The 20,771-nt window shown below is 58.3% G+C and carries 7 protein-coding genes and 1 pseudogene; 5 read left to right on the top strand and 3 right to left on the bottom strand.

The features are described from left to right. Positions 1-8,980: non-ribosomal peptide synthetase (locus CKW21_RS03390; RefSeq protein ID WP_170948621.1), on the top strand; the 8,980-nt coding region annotated here is incomplete at its 5' end. A 183-nt stretch (positions 8,981-9,163) separates the two neighbouring features. Beyond that, a pseudogene (locus tag CKW21_RS03385) lies at positions 9,164-9,331 on the top strand (DUF6124 family protein); the annotation flags it as partial. A 288-nt stretch (positions 9,332-9,619) separates the two neighbouring features. Here the strand turns inward: CKW21_RS03385 and CKW21_RS03380 are convergent. Next, the gene (locus CKW21_RS03380) at positions 9,620-10,804 is read right to left on the bottom strand and encodes a hypothetical protein (protein ID WP_095192614.1); all 1,185 of its coding nucleotides are present in this window, start codon (positions 10,802-10,804) and stop codon (positions 9,620-9,622) included. A gap of 55 nt (positions 10,805-10,859) precedes the next feature. After that, the gene (locus tag CKW21_RS03375) at positions 10,860-11,810 is read right to left on the bottom strand and encodes a glycoside hydrolase family 75 protein (RefSeq protein WP_095192613.1); all 951 of its coding nucleotides are present in this window, start codon (positions 11,808-11,810) and stop codon (positions 10,860-10,862) included. 325 nt (positions 11,811-12,135) lie between these two features. On the opposite strand from CKW21_RS03375, the gene CKW21_RS03370 reads away from it, so the two are divergent. Together CKW21_RS03370 and CKW21_RS03365 are read left to right on the top strand one after the other, a co-directional pair. Continuing rightward, positions 12,136-13,770: a Shedu anti-phage system protein SduA domain-containing protein gene (locus CKW21_RS03370; protein WP_095192612.1), complete on the top strand. Its 1,635-nt coding sequence runs from the start codon at positions 12,136-12,138 to the stop codon at positions 13,768-13,770. A 312-nt stretch (positions 13,771-14,082) separates the two neighbouring features. After that, positions 14,083-17,895, top strand: a complete 3,813-nt coding sequence (locus CKW21_RS03365) for an SIR2 family protein (RefSeq protein WP_095192611.1) — start codon at positions 14,083-14,085, stop codon at positions 17,893-17,895. A 252-nt stretch (positions 17,896-18,147) separates the two neighbouring features. On the opposite strand, the gene CKW21_RS03360 is transcribed toward CKW21_RS03365, so the two are convergent. Continuing rightward, positions 18,148-19,734 carry a winged helix-turn-helix domain-containing protein gene (locus tag CKW21_RS03360; protein WP_095192610.1) on the bottom strand — a complete coding sequence of 529 codons (1,587 nt, stop codon included), beginning with the start codon at positions 19,732-19,734 and terminating at the stop codon, positions 18,148-18,150. Positions 19,735-19,983: 249 nt separating this feature from the next. On the opposite strand from CKW21_RS03360, the gene CKW21_RS03355 reads away from it, so the two are divergent. Further along, a complete protein-coding gene (locus CKW21_RS03355; protein WP_095192609.1) occupies positions 19,984-20,745 on the top strand; it encodes an SDR family oxidoreductase in 762 nt (253 codons plus the stop codon). Positions 20,746-20,771: the final 26 nt, after the last annotated feature.

Here is a 20,771-nt window from a genome sequence, read left to right as displayed (position 1 = left end):
ATTCAATCCGCCGCGCTTTGACCACCTGCAACCGCAGACCCTCCAACAACTGTTCGAGGCGCAAGTCGACCGTACGCCGGATGCGTTCGCTGTCACGTTCGAGGGGCAATCACTGACGTACGCCCATTTGAATGCGCGAGCCAACCGTGTAGCCCATCGCCTGATCGCCCAGGGAGTGAAACCGGACGATCGGGTGGCGATCTGCGTGGAGCCGGGTCTTGAAATGATCGTTGGCCTGCTCGGCATCCTCAAATCCGGTGGCGGTTATGTGCCGCTCGATCCGGGTTACCCCGCCACGCGGCTGGCCTTCGTGCTGGGTGACAGTCAGCCGACGGTGGTACTGGTGACGACGGCCACCCGCGAGGTGCTCGGTCGTGTGGCAACCACGCTACTGGACATCAATCAAGTCGAGAGCGGCCCGCAGTTCAACCCTTGCGTGGCGGACCACGGCGCAGGGCGGTTGGCGTATGTGATCTACACCTCGGGTTCGACCGGCCAGCCAAAAGGTGTAATGGTCGAGCACCGCAACGTGACCCGGCTGTTCGATGCCACGGCAAGCCGGTTCGGCTTCAACAGCGACGATGTCTGGGCGCTGTTTCATTCGTTTGCCTTTGACTTCTCCGTCTGGGAGATCTGGGGCGCGCTCTTGCACGGCGGCCGCCTGCTGGTGGTCCCGCCGTTGACCCGTCGCTCGCCGCAAGCGTGCTACGAGCTGTTGTGTGAAGAGCGAGTCACCGTGCTCAACCAGACCCCCAGCGCCTTCCGCCAATTGATCGCGGCCCAGGGCGAAAACCCGCGCACCCATTGCCTGCGCCAAGTGATTTTTGGTGGCGAAGCGCTGGACGTCGCCAGCCTGAAACCCTGGTACGCCCGGCCACAGAATGGCGCGACACAATTGGTCAATATGTACGGCATTACCGAGACCACGGTGCATGTGACCTACCGGGCGTTGGCCGAAACCGACACCCGGCGCATGGGTGCCAGCCCCATTGGTGGCCCGATTGCTGACTTGCGTCTGTACCTGCTCGACGCCCGGTGTGAGCCAGTACCGGTTGGCGTGGTCGGCGAGTTGTACGTTAGCGGTGCGGGCGTGGCGCGCGGATATCTCAACCGCCCGGAGCTGACAGCCGAGCGTTTTCTCGACGACCCGTTCAGCGCTGTCCCGTGCCGGATGTACAAGACCGGCGACCTCGGGCGCTGGCTGAGCAATGGCGAAATCGAGTATCTGGGCCGCAATGACGATCAGGTGAAGATCCGCGGCTTCCGTATCGAATTGGGGGAAATAGAAAGCACGCTTTCTGCTGTCGACGGTGTCGGTGAAGTGGTGGTGATTGCCCGAGAGGATGTGCCGGGCAGCAAGCGGCTGGTGGCTTACTACACCGGCAATCAGGGGCTCAACGAAAGTCTGCGCACGCAGGCGGCATCGAGCTTGCCGGTGCATATGGTGCCTTCGGCCTTCGTGCACCTGCCTGAATTACCGCTGACGGCCAACGGCAAGCTCGATCGTGCCGCCTTGCCGGCACCGGACGGCGACGCCGTTGTGCGTGCGCAATATGAACCGCCCCAGGACGAAATCGAATCTGCCCTGGCGCGGATCTGGTCGCAGTTGCTGAACGTGAAGCAGGTCAGCCGTTACGACAACTTCTTCGAGCTGGGCGGTCATTCCCTGTTGGCCGTCAGCCTGATCGAGCGCATGCGCCAGGCCAATCTGTTTATCGACATTCGCCGGCTGTTCGGCGCGCCAACCCTGGCCGAACTGGCACGGCATATCGAAACCCGCAGCCCCGAGTTACCGATCCCGCGCAATCTGATCCCGGCGGATGCCGAACGCATCGTCCCGCAGATGTTGCCATTGGTGACCGTCGATCAAGCGACGCTCGACGACATCGTCGCCCAGGTGCCCGGTGGTGCAGCCAACGTGCAGGATATATATCCGTTGGCACCCTTGCAGGAAGGCATCCTTTTCCATCACCTGATCGAGCAGGAGCGTGACCCCTACGTGCTCAGCGGCGCGCTGGGATTCAAGACACGATCGGCTGTGCAAGGCTTCATCGAGGCCTTGCAGCAGGTCATTGATCGTCACGAAATACTGCGCACCGGTTTTGCCTGGAACGACCTGGAACAGGCGCTGCAAGTGGTTCACCGCAGAGCGGAACTGGTGGTGAAAACGCTCGACGTGGGGACGCCGGACCAAAAGCCGCCCCAGTGGATCGACATCACCCGGCCGCCGTTGCTGAACTGTTCGGTCGGTCACGATCAGGCCAATAACCGCTGGCTGTTGCATATCGTGTTCCACCATTTAGTGCTGGATCACACCAGTCTTGATCTGGTGCTTGAGGAAGCACTTGCAATCGTACAAGGTCGCGCCGATTGCTTGCCCGCACCTGCGTCGTTTCGAAATTTCATCGCCCAGACCTGCTTGACCGAAAGCCGGGCGGCGCATGAGGTTTTCTTTCGGGAAATGCTGGGCGATATCGACGAGTCGACCGCACCTTTCGATGTGCGGGACATCAACGGCGACGGTCATGATGCGCTGGAGGCCCAGCGCATGTTACCGGACGCATTGTCACGCCGCTTGCGCAGCCAGGCACGGCGTCACGGTGTAAGCGCGGCCAGCGTGATGCACCTGGCGTGGGCGCTGGTGCTGGCGAAGATCACGGGGCGCGAACGTGTGGTGTTCGGCACCGTGCTGTTCGGGCGTCTGCAAGGTGGCGAGGCTGCCGACAGGGTGCTTGGCCTGTTTATCAACACCTTGCCGATACGCGTCGATATCGGTCGTCTGGACACCGCCGGCAGCCTGCGCCAGACCCACGATCGGTTGGTGGAGTTGCTGGCCCACGAACACGCGCCGCTCTCGCTGGCCCAGCGTTGCAGTGCAGTGGCCGCCCCGGCGCCGCTGTTCACCACGCTGTTCAACTACCGCTACAGCGCGGATGCGCCTCAGGCAAAAAAGAGTCAGCGTCTGGGGGATGATATCGAGCACCTGGGGGGCCGTGAGCGCACCAACTACCCGTTGACCATGGCGGTGGACGACCTCGGCGAGGCCTTCAGCTTGACCGTTCAGGCTGTATCGGGCATCGATGGCGAGCGCGTCTGCGGTTACATGTTGTCCGCGCTGGAGCACATCGATGAGGCACTGGAGTTCGCCCCGGCGACACCCGTCCATGCCTTGCAGGTGTTGCCGCCGCAGGAGCGGACCCGACTGCTTGAGGATTTCAATCCGCCGCGCTTTGACCACCTGCAACCGCAGACCCTCCAACAACTGTTCGAGGCGCAAGTCGACCGTACGCCGGATGCGTTCGCTGTCACGTTCGAGGGGCAATCACTGACGTACGCCCATTTGAATGAGCGAGCCAACCGTGTAGCCCATCGCCTGATCGCCCAGGGAGTGAAACCGGACGATCGGGTGGCGATCTGCGTGGAGCCGGGTCTTGAAATGATCGTTGGCCTGCTCGGCATCCTCAAATCCGGTGGCGGTTATGTGCCGCTCGATCCGGGTTACCCCGCCACGCGGCTGGCCTTCGTGCTGGGTGACAGTCAGCCGACGGTGGTACTGGTGACGACGGCCACCCGCGAGGTGCTCGGTCGTGTGGCAACCACGCTACTGGACATCAATCAAGTCGAGAGCGGCCCGCAGTTCAACCCTTGCGTGGCGGACCACGGCGCAGGGCGGTTGGCGTATGTGATCTACACCTCGGGTTCGACCGGCCAGCCAAAAGGTGTAATGGTCGAGCACCGCAACGTGACCCGGCTGTTCGATGCCACGGCAAGCCGGTTCGGCTTCAACAGCGACGATGTCTGGGCGCTGTTTCATTCGTTTGCCTTTGACTTCTCCGTCTGGGAGATCTGGGGCGCGCTCTTGCACGGCGGCCGCCTGCTGGTCGTCCCGCCGTTGACCCGTCGCTCGCCGCAAGCGTGCTACGAGCTGTTGTGTGAAGAGCGAGTCACCGTGCTCAACCAGACCCCCAGCGCCTTCCGCCAATTGATCGCGGCCCAGGGCGAAAACCCGCGCACCCATTGCCTGCGCCAAGTGATTTTTGGTGGCGAAGCGCTGGACGTCGCCAGCCTGAAACCCTGGTACGCCCGGCCACAGAATGACGCCACACAATTGGTCAATATGTACGGCATTACCGAGACCACGGTGCATGTGACCTACCGGGCGTTGGCCGAAACCGACACCCGGCGCATGGGTGCCAGCCCCATTGGTGGCCCGATTGCTGACTTGCGTCTGTACCTGCTCGACGCCCGGTGTGAGCCAGTACCGGTTGGCGTGGTCGGTGAGTTGTACGTTAGCGGTGCGGGCGTGACGCGCGGATACCTCAACCGCCCGGAGCTGACAGCCGAGCGTTTTCTCGACGACCCGTTCAGCGCTGTCCCGTGCCGGATGTACAAGACCGGCGACCTCGGGCGCTGGCTGAGCAATGGCGAAATCGAGTATCTGGGCCGCAATGACGATCAGGTGAAGATCCGCGGTTTCCGTATCGAATTGGGGGAAATAGAAAGCACGCTTTCTGCTGTCGACGGTGTCGGTGAAGTGGTGGTGATTGCCCGAGAGGAGGTGCCAGGCAGCAAGCGGCTGGTGGCTTACTACACCGGCAATCAGGGGCTCAACGAAAGTCTGCGCACGCAGGCGGCATCGAGCTTGCCGGTGCATATGGTGCCTTCGGCGTTCGTACATTTGCCCGGTTTGCCGCTGACGGCCAATGGCAAGCTCGATCGTGCCGCCTTGCCGGCACCGGACGGCGACGCCGTTGTGCGTGCGCAATATGAACCGCCCCAGGGCGAAATCGAAATTGCACTGGCGCGGATCTGGTCGCAGTTGCTGGCTGTCGAAGCGGTTAGTCGTCACGACAACTTCTTCGAGCTGGGGGGGGACTCCCTGCTGGCCATGCGTGTCGCAGGATCGGTGCGTCAGCAGTTTGGCGATCAGCCGGCGCTGCGTGCGCTGTTCGAGTCGCGCAGCCTGAAAGACTTCGCCGCGCAGGTGGAAAGCGCGTGCGGGCCTGCTCGTTCGCCTGTGGTTACACAGCCCCGTGACGTCCCCTTGCCGTTGTCCTTCGTCCAGGAGCGTTTGTGGCTGATTCAGGCCCGGGATGGCGGGCGCGCATACAATTGGCACGGCGCATTGCTGCTAGAAGGAACGTTGTCCCTCGATGCGTTGCAACATGCGTTCGACGGACTGGTGGCGCGCCATGAACCGTTGCGCACTCGATTCCTGCTGGCCGACGGTGACGATGTGCCTTCGCAGTGCATCGACGCTTCCTGCGAGCTCCTGCTACACGTGTTGCCCACCACGCCGCAGCATCTGACGCAAGCCTTGCAGGCGCATGCTGCTGTCGAGTTCAATCTGCGACAGGGGCGCTTGATACGGGCCCAGGTGTTGCGTCTCGCATCGAAGCGCCATGTGCTGTCGATCGTGATTCACCATATTGTCTCTGATGGCTGGTCCACCTCGGTGTTGATGCGCGACCTGCGGGCGCTGTACACCGCGCACCTGGCCGGAGTGGATGCGCAACTCGCGCCGCTGGTCATCCAGCACGCCGATTATGCGCACTGGCAGCGCCGACAGGATCTGACCCGGCATCTGGATTACTGGCGCACGAACCTGGCCGGCCAGGCCGATCCGATTGATCTGGCGGTGCCGGGGACCCCGGCCAGTATTGCCCCGGGGCCGGTCAGCATCGTGCGGCGGCCAGTGAGCGAGGACTTGTCGTTGCGCCTCGCGCAGTTCAGCCAGCAGCGCGGTACCAGTCTGTTCACTGTACTGCTCGCCGGTTGGACGCTATTGGTTCATCGTCAAACCGGACACTCGGATGTGTGCACCGGCACCACGGTAGCGGGGCGGGACGATCCGTTGCTGGATCCGCTGATTGGCTTCTTCGTCAACATCCTTCCGTTGCGGGTGCGGCTGGACGGCGATTCGCTGATCGCCGATGTGCTCGACCAGACCCACAACGTCGTGCTTCAGGCACTGGAACATCAGGCATTGCCGTTCGAGCAGATGCTTGCGGCGGCGCCCCGGTTGCGTCAGGCGGACGGTCGTTCGCCATTGCCAGTCATGTTGCGGCATCAAAATTTCCCGGGCATCGACACTCAGGCTTGGGGCGACGAGATGACCGTCAGCGAATGGCCAGTCGAAGCCGATCGTCCCGCCCAGGCGGATCTGGACCTGGAGGTGTTCGGGGATGCCCGCAAGCTGGAAATCGTCGCGAGCTTCGACACCCTTCGGTTTAGCGCAGCTCAAGTGGAATTGATGCTGTCGGTCTGGCTCGAGATTCTGGAACGGGTGATCCAGTCGCCACGACTTGGCGTGTCCAGCCTGTTGGCCCTTACCCCGAGCGAGCAAGTGCTGATTGCGCGCAGTAACGACACGCTCCAGGCGTTTGAGCAAACGTCGGTGACGGCACTGTTCGCTCGCCAGGTGTCGCAGCGACCCGATGCCACGGCCTGTCTTGATAACGGGCAAGCAGTCACTTTTGCCGGGCTGGACAAACGCAGCAACGCGATCGTTGCGGCGTTGCAGCACCAGGGCATTACGCCGGGTGCGCGCATTGCCCTTTATCAGCCGCGGTCGGCCGATTTTCTCGCCAGCGTGCTGGCGGTGTTCAAGCTGGGTTGCATCTATGTTCCGATTGATCCGGGTTACCCGGCTGCCTATGTACAGCGCATCCTCGACGCTGCGATGCCAGCCCGTGTGCTGACCACTTCCGGTCTTGCGAATGAACTGGTGGGAACCCATCTGCCGCTGTTGCGGCTGGACTGCGATATCGATCAGCACGCCAGCTTGAATTCTGTCGTCTGCGACAACCATCCTGATGATCCGGCCTACATCGCCTACACCTCGGGGTCTACGGGACAGCCCAAGGGCGTGTCGGTCGAACACCGGCAACTGCTCAACGGTTTGCAGGCCTTGTGGGCGCGCACGCCATTTGCGGCAGACGAGGTGGTCGCACAGAAGACATCCATGTCGTTTGTACCGTCGATCAAGGAAATGCTCAGCGGGCTGTTGGCGGGTGTGCCTCAGGTCATTTTTGCCGATCCAACCGTCAAAGATGCCGAAGCTTTCGCAACAGCGCTGCGCGAGCATCGGGTAACGAGGCTGAATCTGGTGCCTTCGCACCTCAATGCGTTGCTCGATCACGCTTCGCAGTTGGGCAGGCTGCGCCATGTCGTGACCGCCGGTGAGCCGTTGAGCCGTGAGGTCAGGGCCCGTTTTGGCCGTTTGCTGCCCCGGTCACGGCTGCACAACAACTACGGTTGCACCGAACTCAACGACATCACTTACAGCGAGGGCGAAGATTTGGCGGGCCTCGGTCCCGTGATGCCGGCGGGCCGGCCGATTGCCAACGTGCGGGTGCGTGTGCTGGACGAGCGGCTCAATCCGGTGCCGGTGGGTGCTGTGGGCGGAATTTTCGTCGAAGGTTTCAATGTTGGCCCCGGGTATTGGAACCAGCCGGAATTGAGTTCCGAACGTTTCATCGTATTGCCATCCGGCGCACGTGCATTGATGACCGGCGATATCGGCATGTGGTTGGCTGATGGTCAACTCATGCACTTGGGTCGCAAGGATTTCCAGATCAAGGTACGTGGCCAGCGTGTTGAACTGAACGCGGTCGAACTGGCGCTGGGCAGCTGTCCGGGGCTGACGAAAGTGGCTGCAGTGGCGCGCCGCGCAGGTGGCGAGCACGATCAATTGATCGGGTTCTATGTCCCGGGCGACGGCGCACAGGTCGATCACAATGAGTTGCACGACTGGCTGGCGCAACGGTTGCCCGGGGCCATGGTCCCCAGCCGCTTTGTACCGCTTCCGGCGTTTCCGGTTTTGCCTAACGGCAAGCTGGATCGCCTGACTTTGCGCACGATGCCATTAAGTGCGTTGAGCGCCGTAGAGCGTTCGTACGATGCTCCGCAAGGGGAGCTCGAACGTGTGCTGGCGGCGATCTGGGCGCAGGTGCTGGAGGTCAAGCGGGTCGGGCGCCACGATAATTTCTTCGCGTTGGGCGGGCACTCGCTGATGGCCTCGCAATTGGTCGTGCGCATCCGGGAGGCGTTGGCGGTGGATCTGTCGGTGCGTAGCATCTTCGACACCCGCAGCGTCGCCAAGCTGGCGGCATTGCTGCAATTGCAAGCGTGTGTACCGACCGATCAGGCTCCAGTGCAGGCGTTCAACCGCGAGGGCCGGCAGCGACCACTGTTCCTTACACACACCTTGCAAGGCTACTCCTGGTACTTCGAGCATCTTGCCGGATACATCGATGCCGATGTTCCGGTGTACGGCTTGCCTCCGCTTCCATTGTCAGCTGAGCCTCTGGAGGATTTAGTCGAGATTGCCGCGCGTTTCGTCGACGTCGTTCGCCAAATCCAGCACGAAGGACCTTACCGGATTGCCGGTTGGTCATTTGGCGGTTTGATCGCCTATGAAATGGCCACGCAGTTGCGAGAAGCGGGCGAGTCGGTTGAATTCCTCGGGCTGTTCGACACCACCTTGCCGTCCCTTGACAGGCAAGACAGTACGCATCACGCCAGCCTGGTGACGCTGCATGCGTTCGTGACAAATAACTTTGTCGAGCACGAACCGGACTTGATCGAGATATCTTTGCGGCGAACGGTGGAGGAGGTGGTCGAGGACATCGTACAAGCCCTTGAAAAGTACAAGCGTGCCGGAAAAAACCTGTGGCATCTCGCCCATGACACGCCGCAGGAAAACCGGCAGTTCCTGTACCGCATGCTAGGCCACGGCAAAGCCATGCACACCTGGCGACCGCGTGCGCTCGATGCCAGATTGCACTTGTTCATTGCACAGGACACAGCGCTGACACCGCTGGAGGGACACGCAGAGCCGTCCCGATACCTGGGCTGGGAGCAACTGCTGGCGCCGTCTGCCATAGTCTTGATGTCAGTACCGGGTGACCACGAGACGGTTATCAAGCGGCATGCGGACCAAATGGGGGCGCTGATCAGCCAAGTGTTAAAGGGATAGTTCAGGCGCGTGAAGTGAAGGCGCTTGCATCGCTGACAGTGCGGGATCGACAACGCAATTACTCAGCGAAGCCCGCACAGCAGGCGCCTTCCAGTGGCTTACCAAGCGATGTTTGGGTGGAGATGATAGTTGGCAGGGCGAGCGCATGAGTCGCCCGGGCCTATGGCCTGGGGGGCGATAGCGCTGGTGGTGTATCTGGTTGAAACCCTGGCTTCGGTCGATGTGATGGTTCATCAGTGGGTGGATCATCTGGAGGGTGGGGATTGCAATGCGCTGCTGGGTATTTCCAACAGCATCATGTTGGCGCAGATCACCGCGAATCGGGTGCTGGATCAGATTGATCCGCCTTGAAAGAGCCCATGAACGCGGACCTGTGGGAGCGAGCCCGCTCGCGAATAGCGCCGGTACAACGCGGACATCCAGACGGACCGCGTAATTGTTGACCTCCATCGCGAGCAGGCTCGCTCCCACATGAGGTATGCGTTCATTGAGGCGGGTGAGTAGTCGTTGATGCCCATCGCAGATTGGCGGTATCGCTCATCCAACAATGGGGGACACAACAATGGAGCGATCCATTTTTCGAAGCTGCCGGGGCAATTCGAAAAAAATAATCCGTTCCCAACCCCTGCGACAAGTGGATTAAGAACCTACAGAAACTTTCAGAGTAAACCCTCCAGGCGATTCCGATTCGCCGTCGACAGGGCAAGTGATTGAAGGTTCTTGTGCGGCAGGATCTACGACCCACCCCCAAGGAAACTGCAACGTCTGCTTAAAACCCTTGACGTCGCAGGCGACCATCGGAGTGACCGTTGTGATTGGAAATACGCTAAGTTCCCCGACACAAGGTGCTCCAGGTGAGGCATTCTCTTTCAACTCGACCGGTACACCATTTGCCACTGCCCAATACCCGCAGGCATCGAAGGAGGCACTTGCGATCTCCTTGAGGTTGTCTGTGGAGTACGTCTTTACATCGTTGAGCGCGTCTTCATCGGGCGTGGTGGAAAACACCTCCAGAACCAAAGCGGAGTTATTGCGCTCAACAATTTGTTTGGGCGTAAGCTTTGTAGTCTTGAACTGACCGTCGGAGGTTATCTCAAAGCTCTGAATTCCCGCTTCGGTCGGGATCAAAAGTTTGTCACCGATCTGGGATACTGGCTCGCTACCTTCGATCTCCGACAGGCTCCCCACCGGACGATAGTAACCAAATTGATGCATGTGGCCGTTCGAGTAACCGTATACGTACCATCCTGGAAAATCGGTGGCGTAGACGCTACCTAACAAGAACTTTCCCTTTTGTTCAAATGTCAGGGGAAGCCCTGTGCCTTGTGAAAATGTGCCAATGTCACCGCGGGCAATCAATCGAAGCAATGTGTATCTAGGCCAAAGATCGCTTGATGGAGAATCTTTCATCAAAGCATACGCGGTGTCCGGATTATTTTCCGTACATTGACCTTCTTCGTCGTAGGTTAACAATTCGATCACTAAATCGGTGGCTTGCCCATCACTATCGAAGTCGCTCACCAGTACTCTGCCAGGGCATATGCCAGTCAGTGCGAGGTCTTCTTCAATAAGTTGCCTCAGCAGAAAGGGACGGCCTGTTTTTCCCAAGAGGACGTATTTGCTTATGTGGGCAATGGCGGAAGGAATTTTTTTGGTGAATAGTTCCGTCCCGTTAATAGCATACGAGACCAACCCGGACAGGAGCGTAAAAAAAGCGATGGCTTTCCACAACGCACGACCAATCGAATGAACTTTTCGACGTTGCCCGGGTTTGAAATGCTTTGCAATTCCTTCAATGGTTTCTTGAAACTTTGAGCGATCCATAGGTGTGTTGTCTCCTCAATAGGCTCAACAACCCATCAAATTGGTATCAAAAAAATCACTTTGCGTACTCTTCAGCGCATGCCTGAGCTCGTGTTATTCCACCCCAATCTTCGAACAGTTTTTTAGACGCGGCATTGATGCGCTCTGGAGTCATGTAGGGCGTGTTTTCGTCACGCGTGCCCGGAAAAATCAACACGATGGTTTCAGGCACCGACCATCCCTTGCCGACAAACTCTTTCCTGCCTCTGACCTCCGTGTAATTAACGGGCGGTGCTGCCTTATCAAGCAATCGACCATTAAGCGCGATACTTCCCTCGCCCAAGGAGTTCACGGGGCCGGTGTCGCCGACTACAGCGAACACGGGCGAAGTTTTTCCAGGGCGGAGCGTGACAACCAGATCTCCAACACGGACATTGCGCTGAGAGAAGCCATTGGTGCCCTTGGGTATCACAATCGCTGGCGTTACCAAGGCATCCACATAATTTGTGATATCACATGCATCCTGGATCGGTTTTTTATGCAGTGCGGTAGCAGACACCAGGAAGCCATCTACTTCCGGGCATGGTTTTCCGTTTTTTAGCGGGATGATGCCAGGGGAAATGCGCGTCGCCTGGAAAAGATCGGCTGGCCAACCCTGAGCCTTTGCTCTCTGCGTCAGAATTCGTCGCTGGCGCATCCCTTCGCTATCCAGGTTTGAACAGGCATCCGACATGGCATTGCAGAGGTTATTCAGGGCTACAGTTTCCCCCCAAAAATCTGCAACGTTGTACGACCGCCTGGTTCCGTCAGTGTTGACGTTGATCTTTTCCACAAACATCAGCGCCGAAGGTTGATTGCCAACTGCTCCGTTGGCCCAGACAGATGTCTTCTGGTTCTTGGCATCGCTATCTTTCTGGTCGAATGCCGGGTTCATACTGCACATCTCGGAGGCTACTGGCGCTGTACTACTTAGAGCGAGCGATATGCCGGTGATGACGACTGCTATCGCGCAGGTTTTTGTGAACATGATTCCCTCCAGGACAGGATCATCCTCTTTTAAACGAGGTGGTTTGATTCTCGCCAGAGTCAGCTTTGTCAAACGACTGCTTCTGGCCGATTGCTGCTGTCGTGAAGGGCTGCAACCGACCCATAGCGGACTGTGGTGACAGGCAGCAATCGGCCAAAAGAGGATGCGCCCCCTGTTGTATGCTGGTTCGGCTATCTTTCAGAATTATCCTCTCACCGAACTACGGCCCTAGCGCGAAGGATAGTCGGCAATGTAGCAGGCGGTGGCAGAAGTGATACCTTAATGGCGTTTCGCACCCTGCGTTCAACACCTAAGGAAAGCCCGGATGCAAGAGCTGGAAGCACATTACATGGACGGTTCGCTGGCAACGGATACCAGGCTATCGCTTAGCGAAAACGACCTTCCACCTGGTACCGAACCCATGCTGCAGCAGGTCCGCCAAGGCACCCTGAGTGAAATCGTGCAAGGCGAGCATCGTACGCCCGATGTCGATGAGATCGTCAGTTGGGTGCGTAACTGTTATCGCAAGAATCCCCTAATCGGCGATATAGCCCGTGCGATGTTCGTGATCAACGAAGATTTGGTGGTGGCCGATTCGGAGTTGCCTACCCCCGACGAAGTACTGCGCGATCTTCATCGCCTAGAAAAGTTAAAGCTGGATCGCGAGTTCTTTGTCTCCTCCACCTTCGAGGGCCGGCCCTGTGGCGTCCTATTCAGGCGCTCGGAAATGGTGGATGGTGGAGTTCTGTTCGAAATTACGGTTTTTGGGCGCGAAGGGTTGTCTGGCAAGGTGGGGCAATTGAACCTGCAGCTATCGAGCACTCGACCGGAGCCATTCATTTCCATGTGCACGGAAGAAGGCTGGGTCCGGTTCGAGCGCGAGTACGCCGTGCAGGTGGCGCACATCATGTTCCTTCTGCAATGCCTGTATCAATACAAGAAATACCTTTATCCGGTACTGCCGCTGAATTCGATCGTCGATAACCGCAAGGACCGCCCTCGCGACAACCCGTACCTGGTGCAGCTCATCACCCGTGCTTACCATGGTCAGGTGGCGTGTACGCGGGTCAGGGTAGACATTGCCATTGTGCAGCCTCGGGACATTGACTATGCACTGCGTATCCCGGATGAGGACATTAGCCGGTTCATCACCCATGCTAGAACCACCGATATCCTTTTGTACGAAGAGAACGGCGCGCTGGTCATGGACGATGACTATATCGTCTATATGGCATGCAGGGCGCTTGGCCTGACGCGGGTGAAAGCAGTGATTGTAGGTGCCTTCGACCAGCCGCTTGCCGAGGTAATGGAGGTAGGGGGGCGCGAGCTGATACCGCCCATAGGCGTCACTCGCCGGGACAATCGCTCGCGCCGGGGCAGCGTCGACAAGCAACATTTGCTGCAACGCAAGGTAACAGCGCTTGGGCCAAAGGTCTCTCAGTCGGCAAGGTTTGAGCGCAACTTCATTGAGTTGTGCCAGCTATTGGGCCGGGTCGGCACGCGTGAAAAAGACCTTCACCGTTTCCTCAAGCAGCACACCCAAGTACTGGATTCCCATGTGGCAGCGGTCTACAGCGAAGTTCGCATCGGCAAATACCGTGCAGACCTGGTGCTGCAATACCGCCAATCGGACAAGCGTGTTGTGCTGGTGGAGCTCGAACCCCACAGCGCGCAGATATTCACCAAGCGCAATAGCCAGCGGCACAAGGTGACCCACGCAGTGCAGCAGGTGCAGGACTGGATCAGGGAGATCCATAACAACGCGAGTAACCTGCCACAGTGGCTGGCGGGCAACTATGCCGCAGAAGGTATGGTGGTGATCGGGCGCTCTAAGGATTTGACGCAGGAGCAGAAAGACACCTTGATGATCCATAACGCAAAGTCAGATATCAAGATTCTCACTTACGATGACCTTCTGGAGCGCTTCCAGCGCTTGATTGAGGTGCTCGACAAGCGATGATCAAAGCCTAGGTGTGGTACAGACTGATCTTCAAAGCGCCATCCCACTGCTTGAGCGCGAACTTGCGATTTGGGTGGTGTGGCGCTCTGTTAACTTGATGAATTGCGGCAACTTTATGCCAGTTTTTATCTTGAACAGTCGCCCAGTGGTTCGTTGCGTAGTGCAGTTCAACGCGACGGTCTGCTGTCGGCCAGAAGCGTACTGCTACCGGCCAAAAGCAGCCATTTACTCAGGGGTACTTTCTAGCATCGAAGCGGGCGCCATCACCAATCTGGCATTAGAATCTACGCACAGTACTGAGATACTGAATTCATGAAATTTCATCCTGATGGTCCCTCCATACCTGACATCCTGCTGGAACGTTGTGATACTGGTCGCGTAGTGTTTCTGTGCGGTGCCGGCGTTTCACTTCCATCAGGGATGCCAACGTTTGTTGGCCTTACTCGGTATGTCATAGAGTTCTATGATCCGCCCGGCGATTCAGAAATCATGGCCGCATTTCAACCGTGGCTGGACGATCAATCACCTGCGGCAGCGAACGTCCCACTCGATCAGATCTTTAACCTCCTTCAACTTGAGTACGGCAAGAATGAAGTTAACGCTTTGGTTACAGAGCGGTTGAGTGCTTCCCTGGCAAACACAGGTTTTGGGCATGAGCACGGCTTGATCAAGCGAATATCTTCAAGCCAGGGCGGAGTGCCACAGATTGTCACGACGAATTTCGATCGTTTGTTCGAAGTAGGAGAGAAGGGAGAGAAACTGGCCCTGCATATGCCACCCGCTTTCCCCGACTTGAACTTCGGATCGAAGATAGAGGGAATCACGTATCTACACGGACGGCTTGCAGAGGTCGCCGCAGAAACCCATCCCTACGTCCTGAGCAGTGCAGACTTTGGGCGTGCCTATCTCTCAGAGGGATGGGCGACCAACTTCATCCGGAACCTGCTCGAACGTTATACCGTCGTATTGGTCGGCTATCAGGCAGAAGACCCACCAATCAAATATCTTCTTCAGGGTCTCAACCATGATGGCCAGTATGATCGTTCTAGGCTCTATGCATTTGACCGTGGGCTTCCAGAGGAGATCGAAGCCAAATGGCGTGACCGCGGTGTCACAGCCATAGCCTATTCCGAACACTCGGATCTGTGGAAGAGCATGGACGCCTGGGCAAATCGGGCTGACGATCCGCGTAGATGGCGTGAATCCGTCATCGCCAACAGCCAGCAGGATCCAAAGGGTCTAGCCCCGCACGAGCGTGGTCAGGTTGCACATGTCCTTCGCACAGTGCATGGGGCGAAGTTGTTTGCGGAGGCTGAGCCCGCGCCTCATCCGGAGTGGGTTTGCGTAATGGATTCGAATGTTCGATCAGCCAACCAGAGCAGCAGCTATGGTGACGATGAAGTCTTCGACCCTTGGACCGCCTATGCACTCGATGACGATCTGAAGGATCTTTCCGAAGATGATTTTAAGCAGGGTGTCAGCAACGACAATCTTCTAGTCTGGCGAGACGAGGACGATAATCCACACGAGCGCCATCGATTATGTGGGCGTCAGGCTGATGGTTACGAAGCGACGCCGAAACGGCTTAGTCATCTCATTACCTGGATGAGCAAGTGCATTGATAGCCCTGTTCTGGCTTGGTGGGTCATCCGACAGAGTGGACTGCATCCACGACTACTGCAACAGCTTGAGTGGCGAGTGGAGCATTCGGAGGCTCTCCACGAGCATGCGCGCCATATCTGGCAGTTGATCCTCGAATACCATCGAGGTCCCCTTAATCGTCAGTGGAATGGCGACTGGTTCAAATTCAAAAAGCGAATCTCGACGGAGGGCTGGACGGCCAGCGTTCTACGAGAATTCCGGAGGATTTCAACTCCTCGATTGGAGATCGAGCGGCCGTTCGGCTTGGGGAAGGCAAAGCCCCCATCAGCACGGTGGGAGGAAATCCATTTTAGGGACCTTGGTGAGTGGGAGGTTGTGCTCATCGAGCGGCACAACGAAGAGTTGGACGTGCCTGATGATCTATTGCCAGAGGTAGTAGGCATCCTAGAGGAGCAGCTAACTATTGCCTCAGGACTGCTAGGAGATATCGAGACTGTCTACTTCCAGACACCAACCTGCTATCCAGGCCGTGATGTTGAAGGAGAAGAACACATAACAAATTCGGCGGATATCGTGACGTGGTTCGTTCGACTTTTTGACCGAATGGCTGCCAAGTGGCCAGAACTGGCCAAGGCACATGCTACGACCTGGCCTGTTTCAGATTTGTTCTATTTCCGAAAGCTTAAACTGTATGCATTCAGTAAGGTCGACGCGTTCGAGGCTGACTATGTTGCCAATGAACTATTGTCCTTAGATCAGGAGGTATTCTGGGACGCTGATGTAGATCGAGAGCTTCTTTTCTTACTGGTGGATCGATGGGGAGAGTTCTCGCAAGATAGTAGAATCCAGCTCACTGATCGCATCTTTGCCGGTCCCGATCAGCGCGCTCATTGGTCTGACGAAGAGTTTTCTGCAATGCGGGACTTGGGGGCTGCCAAATACGCTCGATATCTTGAACTACAGGGCTGCGATCTGAGCGAAGATCGAAGTGAACGGCTTGCTGAAATGATAAAAGGCATTTCAGGTTGGAACGACGGTTGGGCAGTCTCGACGGTGACCGAACTGGGGGCTCGAGGAGGTTGGATCGGTACAGACGAAAAGCCAGATGTACTTATAAACCTTCCCGTAAACGAAGTTGCCTCCAGAGCGAAAGAAGACCTGAAGCTCGACTTCGATAGCTTCACCGAGAGGCGACCCTTCACTGGTTTGGTTAAAATCAGTCCGCAAAAGGCGCTCTCTGCACTCACTATTGCAGGAAAAACTGGGGACTACCCTGAGGCACTCTGGTCTTCCATGATCAATGAGCTCCCTACGGACATATCGCCCAGGCTGAAGCGGGTATTCCTGAATAGGTTAATACGACTCCCACATGCAGTGATCGGTGGGCTGCGTCATACCTTGGGCCGATGGCTCGAAAAGAATTTGGTCGCGGTCCTTGAGATTGATGATGGTCTCGGCTGGGCAGTATACGACCACATTATCGATGGCATCTTTAGCTGCGGGGCGGATGCAGCGAAGAGCGGTTTGGGGGAAGTCCGCCGAGGTGGAAAAACTACTCAACAAACTAGGCGCACTCTCAGCCATGCGATGAATGGCCCTGTTGGCATGTGCACTGAGGCACTTTTCCATGCAGTCCCAGGAGATAAACAGGAAGCTGATTCCTTAATCCCAGATCACATCAAGTCTCGCTTCGATCGCCTCCTCACGGCACCTGGGGAGGGGGGAGATCATGCCGTGTCAGTAGCGAGCCGCAAACTGAATTGGCTCATGTACGTTGATCCCAACTGGACAGAAGAATGCCTCATTCCAATGTTGGCATTTGATCACCCTTCTTCGGAACCTGCGTGGAGCGGTTTTCTTCACGGCGGGCGAGTTCCTGGAACGCCATTGGCAAAGATTATCAAACCGCTCTTGATCAACATATTTCCTTGGATCGGAGGACTCTCTTGGGATCGCGACCTCTCAAATGTAGCCGCCCAGTGGCTTGGTTACATGCGGATTTTTCAACCGAATGAGTCGAGCGGCCTTTCAAGAGGCGAAATGCGATCGGTTTTACGAGCGATGCCTGACGATACTCGGAACCGGTTTATTTTCTGGCTGGGCCAGGTTGGAAGGAAAAACGATAACGGCTGGACGGAGCTCGTCATCCCTTTAATCAACGAGGACTGGCCAAGAGAGCGCCGGTACAGAACCTCAGCATCAATGAGGGCATGGATCGGCCTGCTTGATGATACCGGCGATTGTTTTCCGGTCGTCTATGAAGCGGTGAAAAAGTTTTTGGTGCCCGTGGAGACAAATGATCAACCGTTCTACCGGTTCACTCGAGAACTCAGAGATGAAAGCCCGATTACCTCTCTATTTCCTGAAACGACGCTGGATTTGATATACAGAGCGACACCTCAAGTCCTCACCCGACCGCCTTATCAATTGCCCATGATCCTAGCGCTCATTGCGGAAACTGAACCTAGTCTCGCATCAGATAAACGCTATTTGCGTCTTATCGAACTTGTTGAGCGAAGTTAGATCCCGGTCTTCTTGGCTAGCGCTCACCTGTGCATTTCTCGTAGTTTCCTAATCACGTGATGACTGCTTCTGGCCGATAGCAGCCAATCAAAACAATCACCTTGAACCCAAACTGACGCCGTCCGCACCATCCAGCCGAGCAACGCATTGATCAGCGTGATGCCACGGCACACCACCTGCAAAGTCGCCGTAACCCTGGCAAGACCGCACTCGCTGCGAGAGAGGAGGAGAGCGTTCCGCTATGGGATGTGTTTACTCAGGCAACCCAGCCAGTCGCAACCCTTCGGTAAACCGCGCAACATCCTCCGGCCGCTGGATCGGCAGCCATTCTTTCAGTCTGGACAAGCGCAACGTCGGGTCCAGCTCGTGCAGGCGCTGCATGACTTGCGTGGCTTTATCCATGCGTCCGCTGAGGGCGTGGCTGGCTGCCAGCAAGGCTACCGCCGGTAGCAGGGTGGGCAGGTTGCGCAAGGCTTTTTCCGCCCAGTCCGCTGCGCAGTCGAAGCGCCCGGCGAAGAAGTGCGAGAGGGCCATGCCCACCTGCATCCTGAACATCTCCGGATCCAGCGGGCTCAGGCGAACGGCATGGGTCAGGTTTTCGATGGCGGATTCCGTTTCACCGTGCAGTGCGCGCAAGATACCGCCCAGGTACCAGGCGGGGGCGAGGTTGGGGTTGAGCAGGCGTGCCCGGTCGAGCAAGGCAATGCCGCCATCGACATCGCCGGCAAGATGGCTGAGCGCGTGTCCACCGCGGGTCAACGCCACGGCGTCATCGCGGCCCAGTTCTACCGCCAGCCGTGCGAGCCGTATGCCCTCGGCGATCTCAAGCGGACGGTCGGCCATCCAGCCATTCAACTTGCGCCAGAAGTGGCACCAGGCGGCCATGCCATAGGCCGAGGCAAATTCCGGATCGAGCTCGATCGCCTTGTAGAACAGCGGCAGCGCCTGTTCGATGGCTTCGCGGGTGCCGTTGTGCAGTTTTGCCATGCCGCGCAGGTAGTAATCGTAAGCGTCCAGGCTGTCGGTGGGTTTGCGCTTGGCGCGTTCGATTTCCGCCCGTTCAAGCTGCGGCGCGATGGCACCGACCACGCTTTCGGCGATCCGGTCCTGCAACTCGAAGATGTCATCGAGCAGGCCTTCGAAGCGTTCCGCCCAGATGTGCGTTCCGCTCTGCGCGTCGATGAGTTGCCCGGTGATGCGCACCTTGTTTCCGGCCTTGCGCACGCTGCCTTCCAGCACGTAGCGCACGCCGAGTTCCTGGCCGACGCCTTTGACGTCCACGGCGCGGCCCTTGTAGGTGAAGCTCGAGTTGCGCGCGATGACGAACAGCCAGCGGATGCGCGACAGGGCGGCGATGATGTCCTCGACCATGCCGTCGGCGAAATACTCCTGCTCGGGATCGCCGCTCAGGTTGTGGAAAGGCAGGACGGTGATGGAGGGCTTGTCCGGCAGGCTGAGCGTGGAGGGCGGGGCCACCGGTGCGGGGGTGACGATGTCCGGTGCGTCGGGCTGTCGCGTGGCGTCAGTCTCGTCGACCTTCAGCAGGCCGACGAAGCGGTAACCCTTGCGTGCGATGGTTCGAACCAGACGCTGCTCCTCGCCGGTATCGCCGATGGCCTTGCGCACTGCATTGATGTGGCTGGTGATAGTCGATTCCGAGACGATACGCCCGGCCCACACGGCCTTGAGCAAGTCGTCCTTGCTGACGACACGTTCGTGGTTGCTGACAAGCTGAAGCAATAGATCGAAGACCTGCGGCCCGACGGTCACGACTTCGCCGCGCAAGGTCAGCTCCCGGCGCTCCTGGTCGAGTACGTAGTCTTCAAACACGAATGGCAAGGTCAGTATCCCCCGGTCGGATGCCCTCGACTCCGTGTCCGAGCTGGCGATGGGACGATGATACGGCAGCGCGTAGCGGGCTGCACCGTTCACGGCAAGGCAGCTTCGTCACACACCGGCAGCGTTGGACGGAAAACCAAGCTTCTTCAAAGGCAAACTCAAGGCCGGTACAAGGACTTGCCCGGCTTGCGCAGGCACTCTGCAGCTACCCCCGACGGCAATGTTGCCGCCGACCAGCGGAGAGAGCCCATGAAGATCGTCGTCATCGGAGGCACCGGCCTCATTGGATCGAAACTTGTGAAGAACCTGCGCGAGCGCGGCCATGAAGCGCTTGCCGCGTCCCCCAACACGGGCGTCAACAGCATCACCCGCGAGGGCCTGGCCCAGGCGATGGATGGCGCCGATATCGTGGTCGACGTGGCCAACGCCCCGGTGTGGGAGGATCAAGCCGTTCTTGAGTTCTTCGAAACCTCTACCCGCAACCTGCTGGCTGCCGAAGCGGCCGCCGGCGTGCGCCATCACGTTGCCTTGTCGATTGTCGGTACCGAGCGGTTGCCCGAAAGCGGCTACTTCCGCGCCAAGGTCGCCCAGGAAAACCTGATCAAGGCGTCGCCCGTTCCCTACACCATCCTGCGGGCCACGCAGTTCTTCGAATTTGTCGGCGGCATCGCACAGGCGGCCACCGTTGGCGAGGAGATTTTCCTTTCGCCGGCGCTGATCCAGCCGATGGCGTCCGACGACGTGGCCGCGGTGCTGACCGATGTCACCCTCGAAGCCCCGGTCAATGGCACGGTGGAAGTCGCCGGTCCCGAGGCCATGCCGCTGGATGAACTGGTCAGACGCTTCCTGCGTATCACCCAGGATGCGCGCAAGGTGATTCCCGATGTTCATGCGCGCTATTTCGGCGCCGTTCTCGACGACCAATCGCTGACCCCCGGCCAGCATCCGCGCCTGGGCTCGATTCGCTTCGAAGACTGGCTCGTTCAGTCGATGGCCCGGGCGGGCCGCTGAAACTCTCCATGTCGCCACCTGCAGGC

The sequence above is a fragment of the Pseudomonas sp. Irchel 3A7 genome, from assembly GCF_900187565.1.
GTDB lineage: Bacteria > Pseudomonadota > Gammaproteobacteria > Pseudomonadales > Pseudomonadaceae > Aquipseudomonas.
The sequence above is the reverse complement of the archived record's forward strand: the minus strand, read 5'-3'. Positions and strand labels throughout refer to the sequence as shown.

What these genes read in the sequence shown, in the direction of transcription:
- CKW21_RS03380 (WP_095192614.1), bottom strand. Translation starts at nt 10,804, where the DNA reads ATGGATCGCTCAAAGTTTCAAGAAACCATTGAAGGAATTGCAAAGCAT.
- CKW21_RS03375 (WP_095192613.1), bottom strand. Translation starts at nt 11,810, where the DNA reads ATGTTCACAAAAACCTGCGCGATAGCAGTCGTCATCACCGGCATATCG.
- CKW21_RS03370 (WP_095192612.1), top strand. Translation starts at nt 12,136, where the DNA reads ATGCAAGAGCTGGAAGCACATTACATGGACGGTTCGCTGGCAACGGAT.
- CKW21_RS03365 (WP_095192611.1), top strand. Translation starts at nt 14,083, where the DNA reads ATGAAATTTCATCCTGATGGTCCCTCCATACCTGACATCCTGCTGGAA.
- CKW21_RS03355 (WP_095192609.1), top strand. Translation starts at nt 19,984, where the DNA reads ATGAAGATCGTCGTCATCGGAGGCACCGGCCTCATTGGATCGAAACTT.